13 protein-coding genes and 1 pseudogene are annotated in these 14,304 nt (G+C 63.7%); 3 read left to right on the top strand and 11 right to left on the bottom strand.

Features of this window, described 5'->3' with window-relative positions:
* Positions 1-42 precede the first annotated feature (42 nt).
* The gene (locus tag BJI67_RS03855; RefSeq protein WP_070071912.1) at positions 43-786 is read left to right on the top strand and encodes a class II aldolase/adducin family protein; all 744 of its coding nucleotides are present in this window, start codon (positions 43-45) and stop codon (positions 784-786) included.
* Complete coding sequence (locus BJI67_RS03850; protein ID WP_070071911.1) at positions 783-1,724, top strand: 2-hydroxyacid dehydrogenase; 942 nt, start codon at positions 783-785, stop codon at positions 1,722-1,724. Before BJI67_RS03855 ends, BJI67_RS03850 begins: the two co-directional genes overlap by 4 nt.
* A 49-nt stretch (positions 1,725-1,773) precedes the next feature.
* Here BJI67_RS03850 and BJI67_RS03845 read toward each other — a convergent pair whose 3' ends face one another.
* The 9 genes from BJI67_RS03845 to BJI67_RS03805 form a co-directional block, all read right to left on the bottom strand.
* On the bottom strand, positions 1,774-2,613 hold the full coding sequence (locus tag BJI67_RS03845; protein ID WP_156782015.1) for a hypothetical protein: 840 nt from the start codon (positions 2,611-2,613) through the stop codon (positions 1,774-1,776).
* A gap of 193 nt (positions 2,614-2,806) precedes the next feature.
* On the bottom strand, positions 2,807-3,469 hold the full coding sequence (locus BJI67_RS03840; protein ID WP_156782014.1) for a hypothetical protein: 663 nt from the start codon (positions 3,467-3,469) through the stop codon (positions 2,807-2,809).
* Between the two features lie 193 nt (positions 3,470-3,662).
* Positions 3,663-4,502, bottom strand: coding sequence for a helix-turn-helix transcriptional regulator (locus BJI67_RS03835; protein ID WP_083250616.1), 840 nt, complete (start codon positions 4,500-4,502; stop codon positions 3,663-3,665).
* An 82-nt stretch (positions 4,503-4,584) separates the two neighbouring features.
* A complete protein-coding gene (locus tag BJI67_RS03830) occupies positions 4,585-5,088 on the bottom strand; it encodes a dihydrofolate reductase (protein ID WP_083250615.1) in 504 nt (167 codons plus the stop codon).
* Entirely contained in the window at positions 5,085-5,879 is a 795-nt protein-coding gene (locus BJI67_RS03825; RefSeq protein ID WP_070071908.1) for a thymidylate synthase, read from the bottom strand. The genes BJI67_RS03830 and BJI67_RS03825 overlap by 4 nt, the downstream gene beginning before the upstream one ends.
* Positions 5,876-6,673 (bottom strand): prolipoprotein diacylglyceryl transferase, encoded by a 798-nt coding sequence (gene lgt / locus BJI67_RS03820; protein ID WP_070071907.1) that lies wholly within the window; start codon positions 6,671-6,673, stop codon positions 5,876-5,878. Before lgt ends, BJI67_RS03825 begins: the two co-directional genes overlap by 4 nt.
* A gap of 293 nt (positions 6,674-6,966) precedes the next feature.
* A complete protein-coding gene (locus BJI67_RS03815; RefSeq protein ID WP_070071906.1) occupies positions 6,967-7,440 on the bottom strand; it encodes an FHA domain-containing protein in 474 nt (157 codons plus the stop codon).
* A 134-nt stretch (positions 7,441-7,574) separates the two neighbouring features.
* On the bottom strand, positions 7,575-8,774 hold the full coding sequence (locus tag BJI67_RS03810; RefSeq protein WP_070071905.1) for a class I SAM-dependent rRNA methyltransferase: 1,200 nt from the start codon (positions 8,772-8,774) through the stop codon (positions 7,575-7,577).
* A 59-nt stretch (positions 8,775-8,833) separates the two neighbouring features.
* Positions 8,834-9,574, bottom strand: coding sequence for a phage protein NinX family protein (locus BJI67_RS03805; RefSeq protein ID WP_070071904.1), 741 nt, complete (start codon positions 9,572-9,574; stop codon positions 8,834-8,836).
* Positions 9,575-9,683: 109 nt separating this feature from the next.
* Here BJI67_RS03805 and BJI67_RS03800 point away from each other — a divergent pair, with 109 nt between their 5' ends.
* Complete coding sequence (locus BJI67_RS03800) at positions 9,684-11,768, top strand: thioredoxin domain-containing protein (RefSeq protein WP_070073931.1); 2,085 nt, start codon at positions 9,684-9,686, stop codon at positions 11,766-11,768.
* Here BJI67_RS03800 and BJI67_RS17915 read toward each other — a convergent pair.
* Both BJI67_RS17915 and BJI67_RS03790 read right to left on the bottom strand, forming a co-directional pair.
* Positions 11,765-13,291: pseudogene (locus tag BJI67_RS17915) on the bottom strand (phospholipase C). The gene BJI67_RS03800 and the pseudogene BJI67_RS17915 sit on opposite strands and share 4 nt — an antisense overlap.
* A 193-nt stretch (positions 13,292-13,484) precedes the next feature.
* Positions 13,485-14,261, bottom strand: a complete 777-nt coding sequence (locus BJI67_RS03790; protein WP_070071903.1) for an oxygen-binding di-iron domain-containing protein — start codon at positions 14,259-14,261, stop codon at positions 13,485-13,487.
* Positions 14,262-14,304: the final 43 nt, after the last annotated feature.

Genomic DNA, 14,304 nt, shown 5'->3' with positions numbered 1-14,304 from the left:
GGCGACCGCCCGACCGGGCAGTCGCCTGCCACTATCGCCCCAATGCCCATACCGATGACAGATGCAGAATGGTCCCAGCGAGTCCGGCTGGCCGCGGCCTATCGGATCTCCGCGCTCGAAGGCATGGACGACGGCGTCTTCAACCATTTTTCCTGCGCCGTGCCCGGCGAACCGCAGCACTTTCTGCTCAAGCCCTTCGGGCCGCTGTTCTCGGAGGTCACCGCCAGCGGATTGATCAAGGTCGATGCGGAAGGAAGCGTGGTCGCGGGCGAAGGCGAATGGGAACCGACCGCCTTCCACATCCACGCCCGCATCCATGCCGGCGTGCCGAGGGCGCGCTGCATCTTCCACACGCACATGCCCTACGCGACGGCCCTCGCCTCCCTGGCCGACATGCGCCTGCTGCCGGTCAACCAGAGCAGTCTGCGCTTCGTCCGCAGAACAGCCTACCTGGAAGATTACGGCGGCCTGGTGCTTGACGACGGCGAGGCGAACCGGATCGTGGAGGCGCTTGCCCGGTATGATGTCCTGCTGATGGCCAACCACGGAGTCACCGTCATCGGCGACGACATCGAGGGCTGCGTGTACGACCTGCATTACCTGGAATGGGCCTGCCGCGACCAGTACCTTGTGTATGCCTCCGGCCAGCCGCCCCGGCTGATTCCCGAGGCCGTCGTCGCGCGCACCGCCGAACAGATGATCGAGGAGAAACGAATGGCCAAGGCGATCCACTTTGCCGCCATGCTGCGCCGTCTGGACGCCGTCAACCCAGGCTACGACCGATGAGCCGTGCGCCTACCCTGCTCTTCATGAGCGCGCTGGACGATCCGGCCGAATGGGTACCCGCACTGCAGCGGGCCTGGCCCGAGCTGAAGGTGCGCGTCTGGCCGGATGCAGGCCATCCCGACGACGTCGATTTCGCGCTCGTCTGGAAGCCCGAACCCGGTGCCCTGCGCACCTTCCGCAACCTTCGGCTCATTATCAATCTCGGCGCCGGCATCGACGCCATCGCGGCCGACGAGACGCTGCCTGAAGGCATTCCCATCGTCCGGCTGGCGGACGAGGGCCAGGCCGAGATGATGAGCGGCTACGTGCTCCTCGCCGTACTCCGTTACCACCGCAATCTGCACCGCTTCGAGGAAGCGAAGCGCGCACACCGCTGGACCTACATCCACCCCAAACCGCATGCGCACACGCGCGTCGGGTTGATGGGCCTGGGCTACCTGGGCGCCCACGCCGCCCAGTCGCTGGCGGCACAGGGCTTTCGCGTCTCAGGCTGGTCGCGCAACCCGAAAACACTCCCCGGGATAGAGACCTTCGCGGGTCCGGATCAGCGGCAGGCATTCCTCGCGCAGACGGACATCCTCGTGGCCCTGCTGCCCGCCACGCCGGACACGCACCGCCTCATCGACCGCGAGGCGCTCTACGCGCTCCCCCGCGGCGCCAGCTTCGTGAATGTCGGCCGGGGCTCGACGGTGGACGAGCCCGCCCTGCTCGCGGCGCTGCGCGACGGGCAGATCGCCGAGGCGACGCTGGACGTATTCGAACGCGAGCCGCTCCCGCCAGAGCACCCTTTCTGGGATATGCCGCAGGTCACGATCACGCCCCATCTCGCCAGCGTGGCCGTGCCGGAGACGGCCGCCCGCCAGATCGTGGCCAACTGCCGCCGTGCCCTGTCCGGCGAGGCGCCAGACTATGCCGTGGATCGCCGCCGTGGCTATTGAACGACCCGCTCCCGTTTATTCACTGGGCCAATCCGTCCGGATCACGCCCTCAAACGCTCGGCCGCGGTTCGACCACGATGACCGCATCCATGACGTAGGGGAAATTACCCGCCATCCGGTGCGGCCTGTAGGTGTGACGCCAGGGGGAGGCATGCAGTATGCAGAACACATGGTGAACCCCCGGACGGTAGAACCTCACGACGCGATGCCCACCGTCCTTGTGCAGCACGAATCCGCGAAAGTGGTCGCGATACCAGCGCAGGTGCCCGCGGTCGTCGTACATCACGGGATAGCTGCCGGGGAAAAAGGCGTGATTCATGCCGTCCTCGTTATACAGGCCGATCGGTTGCCCGGCCCTGACCACGAGCACCCAGGGCTTGAAGGTCATCGTGTATGAGGAAATCTCCATCCAGGCACGCGGCCTGTCCATGAAGGCATGCACGGTTCGGCCCTGTCTTGGATCCGGCACCTCCGCCGAACCATAGTCCGCACTGAGCGGGATGCCCCCGCCCCTCCTATTGGTGACGACAACGACACCGTAACCCGGGTCCGGGAAATTCGCAGAGCGATGTCTGGCAACGACCTGGTAGACCTTGCCACCGCGACCATCATCGATTTTCACACCGGAAAAATCCGTCGTGCCGGCATTGAAATAGTCGTAAACCCCATAGTGTTCAGGGGTCCATTCGGCCGTTCCGTGCGCCGGCACGGAAAGCTGACGCACACGGATGCCGCGCCAGGTATCGATATCGACCTTGAGCGTCTTTCGCCCTGAATTGTCGAAACGCAAATGCGTGCCCAATACGAGTTGGACGTTCATGACGTCGAAACCCAGACCGTCGGGTGCCACCACACCATCCCGACACAAGCGTCCGCATGTATGGGTCATTCCGTCGCCAGCCTGAGCAGCGGCAGCAGACCCGGCTGAAACCACGAGTGCTAACACCATCGACATTCCGATGGTATGACGAACCGACCGCGTTGCCGCAGTGCTCTTCGAAAACCGCTCCAGGAATTTACTCATCGCTTCACCTCTGTACGACGGTCGGCTTATACACATCGCCCCGGCTACGAACGAGCACTCAATCGGGGGATCGAGCGTACTGATTCGGCATCGAAATACGAACGTATAACGCTGCCAACAGCAAGAATCCGCATGCAAATATCGCTACAGCTCCCAAGGGAGGGAGGTGCAGGAAAAAACGATCAATCGGGGATGGAGAACCATGCTGTACGTAAGTCGTGCCTGATGACTCACACCGGGAAGGGCAATCGGATACATAGGCTATGAATGACCCGTTTTTTTGCCCGCCATGGAAGCGGAAAGCGGTCAACGCAAGGTGCTTTGCCAGTATGTTCCCGCTCGCCGCAGCGTAGCCAACGTAAAACAGGTCCGAGTTGCCGGGTGGACTAGAAAAGCGCAGATGCGATGAAAGATCGTGCATCGCACCCCCGTTCCAGGCACAGCGGCTCCATGAAGAGCAATCCAGGGCGCTTTCCACCCTGAGTTCCGCGTCGCTGAAATGCGCCGTGAACGAAATGAATCGGGTTGCGCCCGGACGGAAGGTCACCACGCCGCCGGCCATCATCCCGTCATGCCCGAAGAAGCCCCAGGTATCCGTAACGGGCTTCACCGCCGGCACCTCGACCGGTCCCGTCAACATGACGCAGCACTCGCTCGACACCAGTACGTCCTTTGCATCGGCTATGCCCTCTCCATGGTCGACGAAAGGTTGTTCGGGCACTTGCCGAAACACCGCACCGATTACGCCGGCGCAGTCTTGTCTCGACAGGGCCCCGAACAAAGCAACGGCTCATCCATCAGGATGCGCTGATGTAATGATATTTATGTAGTCCAGGATGGGAACCCTTGCGAATTAGCAAGGGTATAGGCTGAGCAACACTGGGTACGCCAACAGGACGCAGCGCGGGACGGGGTTAGAAGCGGTTGTTGACCCACAAGGACATGAATTCCGAGCGACCGCGAACACCATATTTCCGATACACCATACTGGCATACTGGTGAGCGCTCGCCGGCGTCAGCCCTAGGCGTTCTGCGATGACCTTTTCCGACGCGCCGCTGAGCAGGGCCTGGGCCATGCGCCGTTCGGCCGGCATGAGCTTTTCGCTGGCCAAACCCAGACCATGGCTCAGCAACAGCTGACGATGAAACCACTTGATGCCGCGCAGGGCCTGGGTAACGACTTCGATATCCTCGGCACTGAACCAGACATCGTCGCCGATCCGGTCGAAGCAGAAGCAGGACTCGGCATCCACATTCACCGGAAACACCACCCAAATGCGATCACAGATGCCGGGTTTGCGATAAAAGTAATCGTAATGATCCGTCTGCCGGTACTGCTCTAGATCCAGCATTCCCGTACCCAGACTATATGAACGGAATTGCCCGGCACTGGCTAGGGCTGCCAGGGTGGACATCCCAGGATCGGTCGAGTCGAACACCTTGCGCGCCTGTTTCAACCGCCGAGGGTGGGTCAGATGCGGGTAGAGGGTGTGCAACGCCCTCAGGCGCCAACCGCTCAGGGCGTCGAGGGAGGCATCCCGGCCGTCTACCATGCGTATCGTGCCAATCCAATAGGCGTTTTGCGCGCCGATCCAGGCACTGAGCCGCCCCATGCAGTAATGCATCGCGTCGTCGACTGACTCAGGGCCGAAATCGCTGAGATCGTCCCAGAACGAGAACACCCGTTTATTGGTAGTGGTCTCTTCCTTCGTCGCGTGGCCTATCGGTTCCGCGATGATATCTCCGTCGCTCATGGCTGGCGCCCCAATATCGCTACTAGCTTTGCATTCTTCGGCCGCCGTTCGTTTTTCAGGCAATCCGACTGCAATCACGGGCTCAGACGATCTCCTCACCCGCGCGTTCCAGCACACGATATACGAATCCGTGGGCATGACGAGCATCGGCCGCATGTTCTTCGCGGCTGAGCTCACGCCACAGCAACGGATTGATGACCGGAAAGCGCGCATCGCCCTCGGCTTCGACGTCGACCTCAGTGAGATACAGACGCTCCGCCAGGGGCAGCGCCTCGGCATAGATCTGCGCGCCGCCGATCACCATGATCTCCTCGTCGGGACCGGCAAGCGCGTCCTCCAGACGCTGGAACACGCGGCATCCCTCGATGCGCAGGCCCGGTTGGCGCGTGACGATACGGTTCTCCCGCCCCGGCAGCGGCCGGCCGATGGACTCGAAGGTCTTGCGCCCCATCACCACCGGCTTGCCCAGAGTGACCGCCTTGAACCGCTTGAGGTCGTCGGGCAGTCGCCAGGGCAGATCGTTGTCGCGGCCGATCACGCCATTGCGCGCGACCGCAACCACCAGCGAAACGATCGGCCGACTCACACCGCCACCGGCGCGCGGATCGCCTCGTGGCTGGCGTAACCCTCGATGGCGATGTCCTCGAAGCGGAAATCGAAGATCGACTTCACCTCCGGGTTGAGGACGAGACGCGGCAGCGGCAGCGGCTCGCGCGAAAGCTGCAGGCGCGCCTGATCGAGGTGGTTGAGATAGAGATGCGCGTCGCCCAGGGTATGCACGAAATCGCCGGGCTCAAGGCCGACGACCTGCGCGATCATGTGCGTGAGCAGCGCGTAGGAGGCGATGTTGAACGGCACGCCGAGAAAGATGTCGGCGCTGCGCTGATAAAGCTGACAGGACAGCTTGCCGTCGGCGACGTAGAACTGGAACAGCAGATGGCAGGGCGGCAGCGCCATCTGCGCCAGCTCGCCCACGTTCCACGCGCTCACGATCAGGCGCCGCGAGTCGGGCGTTTTCCGGATCGCCTCGACCACCTGTGCGATCTGGTCGACGGCGCCGCCGTCGGCGGTCGCCCAGGACCGCCACTGCTTGCCGTAGACCGGGCCGAGATTGCCGTTCTCATCGGCCCATTCGTCCCAGATGGTGACCTTGTTGTCGTGCAGATAGCCGATGTTGGTGTCGCCACGCAGGAACCACAGCAGCTCGTGGATGATCGAGCGCAGGTGCAGTTTCTTGGTGGTTACCACCGGAAAGCCCTGCGCCAGATCGAAGCGCATCTGATGGCCGAACACCGACAGCGTGCCGGTCCCGGTGCGGTCTTCCTTGCGTGTGCCGTGCTCCAGCACGTGGCGCATCAGGTCGAGATATTGCTTCATGCCCTTACCCCTTGGTTGCGCGCGCGATAGGCCCACATCAGCAGACCCGCGCCGAGCAGGATCATCGGCAGGCTGAGCACCTGCCCCATGGTCACCCAGCCGAAGGCGAGATAGCCGAGCTGGGGGTCGGGCTCGCGCACGAATTCGACCAGGAAACGGAATGTCCCGTAGAGCAGCAGGAACAGCCCGGACACGGCGCCGAGCGGGCGCGGTTTCCTGGAAAACAGCCACAAGGTGCTGAACAGCACCACGCCCTCGAAAAAGAACTCGTAAAGCTGGCTCGGCTGGCGTGGCAGAGGGCCCGCGTTGGGGAACACCATACCCCAGGGCAGCGTGGTGACCTTGCCCCACAGCTCGCCGTTGATGAAGTTGCCGATGCGCCCGCAGGCCAGACCGATCGGCACCATCGGCGCGATGAAGTCGGTCACCTGGAACAGCTTCAGGCCGATGCGTCGGGCATACCAAGCCATTGCCAGGATCACACCCACCATGCCGCCGTGAAAACTCATGCCGCCGTCCCACACGGCAAACACCTGGAGCGGATGCGCGAGATATATTGGGAAGTTGTAGAACAGCACATAGCCGATGCGCCCGCCGAGCACCACACCGAGCGCGCCGTAGAACAGGGCATCGCCGACCTGCTCGGGGTTGAGCGGGTATTCCGGCTTGCGCGCGCGATAAGTGCCGAGCGCGAGATAAGCGGCGAAGCCGGCGAGATACATGATGCCGTACCAGTGCACCTTCACGGGGCCGATGGCGAAGGCGATCGGATCGATATGCGGGTAAGGGATCATGGTTGGCTATGCTAGCAGAGCGTTCGTGGTGTTGTGGTGCGGATTGGTGTTGTTGCGACTTGCGTTTACAAGCACATGCAGCGGTACGTCATGCAATTAACTGACATGATCTGCATGACGCGTTTCGCGTGCATCATTGCTCTCGCCACATAAGGGGACCAATGCGAGCTGAGGCTTTGCCCTTTTGCTGTCATTGCAGACTTAGCGCGCTCGCAATCCGAATACACTCGCGATTACCCAGGTCTTATTCGCACCCGCTGGGGCGCAATGCCGCCTATTGGCTTGTCAGCCTCTCACGTGGTTTCCAAAACAATGAATCGGAACCGGTAAGGTGTGTCCTGAGTACCGATACCCAGTTCATCGCCATCCTCGATAAGATGCTCACCGCCCGCGTCCTGGCCGCCAAAATGCTCATCATTTACAAGGCATCCACAGGCGCTATCGCGGTCGACAATCTTGAATTTGTTATCGTGGCGCGCGATCTTCAGATGGGCTCTGGAGATGTTGAGAAGTCCGCCGCTGTCTATCAGATATAGATCGTTGTTGGGGTCACTGACACCCACCTTTTGGCGTTCGATCCTGAGCAGTTCGCCGGTTTTCTCGTCCACCCTGACCCGGGAGTCACGGCCTATATGGAATGGGAATTGGTAGATCGCGACTAAATTATGCCGCACGTGGCAATAAGGGATCGACTGAACGGCCTCTGGGGTAATGGCCTGCAGTACCGCGATCGGCGTCAGAGCTTCCAGGATTTGTGCTTTTTCCATGCGATTGATCACCGTCGAGGAACAACAGGAGGGCGTGATGGTGCGCGCCGCAAAGTAGCTTACGCCCACCGATCAGGGCAACACCCCACACCGCCGGGAGCAGGCTTCGCTTTGCCGTGCTACCGATAACCCTATCAACGATGCACGCGCCCGTACACCACCTTCAGATAGGCCGTCTCCGGAATCGCCGGATGCATCGGATGATCGGCAGACTGATAGCCCTGCACCAACACCTGAAGTTCCCGGTCTAGGTGGCGTGCCGCCTGCTGCATCTGCGCGACCAGGGTGTCGCGTGGCAGGTGGTAGGAGCACGAGCACGAAATCAGGAAACCGTCGCGATCGAGCAGTTGCATGCCGGCCTGATTCAGGCGCCGGTAGGCCTGTTCCCCGGCACGCTGATCCTTGCGCCGCTTGATGAAGGCCGGCGGGTCGAGGATCACGACGTCGAAACGTTCGCCGGCCTCGCGCAGCTCCCGCAGGACCTCGAAGGCATCGCCGCGCCGCGTCGCCACGCGATCGTCCACGCCGTTGAGTGCCGCGTTGCGCGCGGCATAATCGAGCGCCGTCTGCGATTCGTCCACACACAGCGCCTCGCGCGCTCCGCTCAACGCCGCGCGCACGCCCCAGGCGCCGACGTAGCTGAACACGTCGAGCACGCGCGCCCCGGCGACGAAGTCCGCCAGGCGGTCGCGGTTGTCGCGCTGATCGTAGAACCAGCCGGTCTTCTGGCCGGATGCCAACGGCGCGACGAAGTGCCGACCGCCCTCCTCGACCTCAATATCGGCCGGCGGCTCGCCCTGCGCCGCGCGGACGTAACGTTCCAGTCCCTCAAGCTCGCGGATCGCGGTGTCGTTGCGCAGCAGCACAGTCGCCGGTCGTACCACCTTGTCCAGCGCCGCCAGCAGGGCATCGAGCTGGCGTTCTATGCCCGCGGTGGTCACCTGCACGCTGAGCACCTCGCCGTAGCGGTCGACCACGAGACCCGGCAGCCCATCGCCCTCGCCATGCACGAGGCGGTAGTAGGGGCTTGCGTACAGGCGCTCGCGCAGACTCAAGGCCACCTTCAGTCGGTGCACCAGCAGCGACGGCCCCCAGGGGTGCTGACGATCGCGAGACAATAGCCGGGCGCAGATCAGCGAATGGGGATTGACGTAGCCGGTACCGAGCGCGTGGCCCTGGGCGTCCTCGATGGTCACCGGGTCGCCAGGCGCGAAGGCATCGAGTGGTGTGTGCTTGACGTCGATCTCGTTGCTGAACACCCAGAGATGGCCTGCACGCAGCCGGCGGTCCTCGCCGCGTTTGAGACGCAGCGCGGGCAATTCGGTATCGGTCACTGAGGGGCCCCTCCGGCAAAGAGGGTGTATTGTACGGCATGACGCCAGCGCTGACGGACTCAGGCAGAAGTAGTGCCGCCACCGTCGCGCAGCAGGTGATCCAGGGCCAAGCGATGGCGGTCCACATAACCGCGCTCGCGAGCGACGAAATCACCCGCTTCGGCACCTGGCATGTAGCTCGAAACACCGGCCGCCTCGCGCTTGAGACGCAGCACCCCCAGCGCCGTCAGGCGGGCCAGGTCGCTGGCCAGGGTTTCGCAGTATTGCCCATAAGGGCGCTCGGTGAAGCGATAACCGAGATTCAGTCCGTCGCGCTGCAGATGCTCGACCAGCCGCTGCACGCGCATCGGGGTCGCCGGGCTGCCGACGCCGGCGCGTCGCACCAGCTCGACCAGCAGGGCCACGGCCTCACGGCGCCCCGCATCCTCCCACTCGTTATCGGCCGGTGCCGTACGGTGCAGGGCACGCGCGGCGACCAGCGCACGCATGGCTGCAAGCAGCGGCGTCGGGCCGGAACTCCAGCCGTGCGCGAAACCGTTGTCCTCGAAACCGAAGCCGGGAAATTCGGCGGCCCATAGCGCCTGCCCCCGCCCCCAGGAAAGTTCGAGAACGTGGATGCGCATGCGGAACTGCTCGATCAGCGGACCACCGTCAGCCCAGTCGCGCGAAGGCGCAAAGCGTACGCCGTCGACGGACACCACACCGTCGACGAATTCCGGGGACAGCCGCAGGGCCTGGGCCACCGCCAGGTCAAGCGCCGCACCTTCAAGAGTGGCCGCTTCCGGCCTTTCCGTACCCATGATCACTTCATATCAGTCGACAATCGCCAACGCAACCGTCGCCAATACCGACCGCGACATCCAGCCGCCGGCTGGGCTAAAGTGCGCGACGAACCCCAACAGGACCGCCATGATGTCCAGCACCCCGCGCAACCGGCTTGCCGACGAGACCAGCCCCTACCTGCAGCAGCACGCCGACAACCCCGTCGACTGGTATCCCTGGGGCGAGGAAGCCCTCACCCGTGCCCGCGAAGAGGACAAGCCGATCCTGCTTTCTATCGGATATTCCGCCTGCCACTGGTGTCACGTGATGGCGCACGAGTCGTTCGAGGACCGAGCCATTGCGGACGTCATGAACGCGAATTTCATTAACATCAAGGTGGACCGCGAGGAACGGCCTGATATCGACCGGATCTACCAGACCGCACACTATCTGCTCAGTCAGCGTGGCGGAGGCTGGCCGCTGACCGTGTTCCTCACACCGGAACAGGCCCCCTTCTTCGCCGGAACGTATTTCCCAAAATCCCCGCGCTACGGCCTGCCCGGCTTCCCAGCACTGCTCGAGCGCGTCGCGGAAATCTACCGTGAACGCCGTGATGATATCGACCGCCAGAACGCACAGTTGCTCGAGATGCTCGGTCGTCTCGGCCGTCACGACCCTGACCCAAACGCACTCGGCGCGATGACGCTGGATCGTGCCCGCGCGGAACTGGCGCAACGCTACGACCGCGTCAGCGGCGGCTTCGAGTCGGCGCCCAAGTTCCCGCATACCGCAAGCCTCAACCGCCTGCTGCGTCACTGGGCAGCCACCCGGCTCGACGGACGCGAGGACGAACAGGCCCTGCAGATGGCCCTGCACACGCTGGAATGCATGGCCGAAGGCGGTCTGTTCGATCACCTGGGCGGCGGCTTCGCGCGCTATTCGGTGGACGAACACTGGGCGATCCCGCACTTCGAGAAAATGCTCTACGACAACGGCCCCCTGCTTGCCCTGTATGCGCAGGCCCATGCGATCACCGGGCGCGCGGATTTCCGCGCCACGGCCGAGGCCACCGCGGACTGGGCCATGCGCGAGATGCAATCGCCGGAAGGCGGTTTCTATTCGTCGCTGGACGCGGACTCGGAGGGCGAGGAAGGCCGCTACTACGTTTGGACTCGCGAGGCGGTGCGCGAAGCGGTCGGCGAGACCGACTTCCCGCTGTTCGCGGCGCGCTACGGTCTCGATTCGACACCCAACTTCGAGGGCCGCTGGCATCTGGTCGGCGCCCGCCCGCTGGCCGAAGCGGCCGCAATCGCTGGCCTCGACGAGGCAACCGCCGCGGCACATCTCGCCGCAGCCCGCGAGCGCCTGTTCGCACTGCGCGAGACCCGTATCCGGCCGGGCCTGGACGACAAGATCCTGACCGCCTGGAACGGTCTCATGATCCGCGGCATGGCGGCCGCGGCGCGCCATCTGCAGCGCGACGACTATGCGCAAAGCGCGACGCGCGCGCTCGACTTCGTGCGCAGCACCCTCTGGGAGGACGGACGCCTGCTCGCGACCTGCAAGGACGGGCGCGCACATCTTTCCGCCTACCTCGACGATTACGCCTTCATGCTCGAGGGCGTACTCGAACTGCTGCAGCTGCGCTGGCGCGAGGAGGAGTTCGCCTTCGCCTGCGCGCTCGCGGATACCCTGCTCGCACACTACGAGGACCGTGAGCACGGTGGTTTCTACTTCACCGCCGACGATCACGAGGCATTGATCCAACGCAGTCAGCCTATGGCGGACGAAGCCATGCCCTCCGGCTACGGCATAGCCACCCTCGCCTTGACCCGGCTCGGACATCTGTCGGGAGAGTCCCGTTACCTGGAAGCCGCCGAACGCGCCCTGGCCGCCGCTTCCGGCGCCATCGCGCAGACACCCTCGGCACACTGCACGCTGCTCGATGCCCTGGAGGAACAGCTGCGTCCCACTGCCTTGGCGATCCTGCGCGGACCGGAGGAAACGCTGGGCGCATGGCTGGCGCGCTGCCTGGCGGCCTATGCACCGGCGCGCCTGGCCTATGCGGTGCCGGGCGGCGCAACCGGCCTGCCGCCGGCCATCGCCGACAAGCCGGCTGGCGATGCACCGCGTGCCTACTATTGCCGCGGCGCGACGTGCGCACCGCCGATCAACGCCCTCGAGGCCCTCGTCGCGGCCCTCGCCGCGGACGAGCCGGCCGCTGCGAGTTAGAGGAATACCGGTTCGCGCGGCCGCTGGGTGAAGTCCAGCGCGCCCAGCAGGTCGTAGGCATGGGCATCCCGGGCGGTGAGGCTGGGCAAGCCGAAACGCCGTTCGATCAGGCGCAGCACGGAGGTAGTGTCGGCCACGCGGGAGTCTACATACCCGCGGCGCACGTACGGACCGACCATCAGCGCCGGAATGCGCGTGCCGCAACCATAGGCATCCGGGCGCGGCGGCGCCACGTGATCCCAGAACCCGCCGCCCTCGTCGTAGGTGATCACCACCAGGGAGCGGCTCCACGCAGGACTCGCCGCCAGTTCCTTGAGGCGATCCATCACCCAGTGCATGCCCACGGCCGGGGCGGAGTTCTCCGGGTGCTCGTCATGCGCGGCGCTGGCCTTGATGAAACTCACCGGCGGCAGCTTGCCGTCGCGCGCGTCGGCGCGGAAATCCTCCACGTCGCGCATGTGCCCCCCGCGCACGTAGCCCGGCCAGCGCGGAAAATACTGGAAGGGGTTGTGGTGCGGGTTATAGATGAGATCCGATTGCACCACCGCCGAGCCGTCGTCTGGGCCGAAGGCGGTCTTCAGCGCCCATGGCTTGACCTTGTCCCAACCCTCGGCATACTAGGCCCAGTCGTGACCGGCATGGTTGAGCAGATCGCCGATGTTGGCGAAGTGCTGTTCGTCCGGTGGCGGCGCGATCTTGAGCGCGCCATACCAGGACTCAGTCGGTCCGAGCAGCGGCGGCAGGTCGTTGATCAGGATGCCGTGGCGGTCGTAGGGCTTATCGAGAATTGGCGGATCGAGCTGCCCCTCCAGCTTCGCGGGCGCCTGCGACCACTGGCACGAGCGCGCCGCGGCCAGATACAGGGCGTTGCCCGTGGAACCGCCCGACATGGCCTGGAAGAAATGGTCGAACAGCGCGTACTCGTCGGCCAGCGCGTGATAGGCCGGGATGTCCTCGCGACGGTAATGCCCGATCACCGCGCCGGACGGTTTGGAGGCCTCGGTGAGCAGCTTGACCACCTGTTCGTGATAGGCGGCCGTGCCAGCCTTGGGCATGTTGCGGATCTGCGCCTCGATGTCGGCCACATGCCGCGTCAGCGCGAGGCCGACGAAACGATCCATGGCGCCGCTATTGACCTGCTCGTACATGCGAAAGAAATGATGTGCGGGGTCCCAAGGCACGTTGTCGCCGGCGGGGATATAGGGCGCGAGATGGAATGGCCGGTTGGCCAGGCTCGCGCTGTCGAAGGCAGGAATATCGAGCGGCACCGGCAGCACGCCGTAGGCCACGCCGGCGGGGTCCTTCTGCAGGCCGTCGAAGCGGCGGTCGAGTTCGCCCGATGCGTCCAGCAGATTGGCCACCGGATGCCCGTTGGGGTTCCGGTATGTGCCGAAATAGTGATCGAAGCTGCGGTTCTCCTGATAGATCACGATGATGTGATCGATACGGTCGCGCAACCCACTCAGCGGCTCCTTGCCCGCCGCCTTGGCCAACGGCGCCAACCACGGCGCGGCAACAGCCATGCCGGCCGCGGCGCCGGCTGACTGGAGCAGCCTACGACGGCCGCGGTCGACGAAATCTTCGGGCTTTCCCATAAGGCACCTCAATCCAGGAATTCGAATACGGGCAAACGCCCGCACTCGCCAGAGACCCCGTCCGGCCGGGTCGAGTTCGTGAATATTCGGTGTCAAACGGGTCGGATCAGTTCCCGAGCGTTCAGGGAATGGCGTAATTCTTCGGTTTCATCAGGTCCACGCCGCAGCGAAGTTCGGAAATCCAGTCGAGGAATCGACCGATCATCGCCTTGCCCTTGAATGACTGTCCATGCTGGGGGACGATCATCTCGACATCCAGCCCGCGAATCATGTCCGCCCATAGGCGGCAAGCGCGATTGCCGGTCATGTAGCGCTGGTGAAAATCGATCATCAACGGGATATGTGCCCCGAAGTCGGTAACCGGACGGTCCACACCGCCACCCCCGATGGAGGCTCCCATGTCGCCCGAGAACAGAATCTTGCTGACCGGGTCGTAGAAATGGAAGTTGCCGACCGAGTGCAGAAAGTGGGCGGGCACCGCCTTCAGCACACTCTTGCCCAAGGGAATGTCCAGACCTTCATCCGGCAGAGGGAGGCAATTGCCCCCCACCTTGTCGCCCAGATAGGACGGCAACAGATGGGGAAGAAAACGCGACCACAGCTTCGAACACACCACGGTCGCCTGCGTACGTGTCACCCAGCTTTGCATCGAGGAGATGATGTCCGGATCCTGGTGCGAGGCGATCAGATAGGTCAGTTTCTCCAGGCTCAGATGCTTGCGCAGCTCCACCGTCAATGCAGTGAAGGTCAACTCACCGCCGGGATCGAGAATCGCGCTCTGGTCATTGTCGATGATAAGAAACTGGTTAGCCTGCACACCGCTGCCCCCCGCGCCTGCCACCAAATCTCCGAAAGCCACACATAAATGTTCGTTGTTCTGATAGAGCACTACCGACATTGGCCGAATCTCCATAAGCAATTCATAATTATCAAACAAACGT

It is taken from the genome of Acidihalobacter aeolianus, assembly GCF_001753165.1.
Classification (GTDB): domain Bacteria; phylum Pseudomonadota; class Gammaproteobacteria; order DSM-5130; family Acidihalobacteraceae; genus Acidihalobacter; species Acidihalobacter aeolianus.
This window is presented reverse-complemented; position numbering and strand designations above follow the sequence as displayed.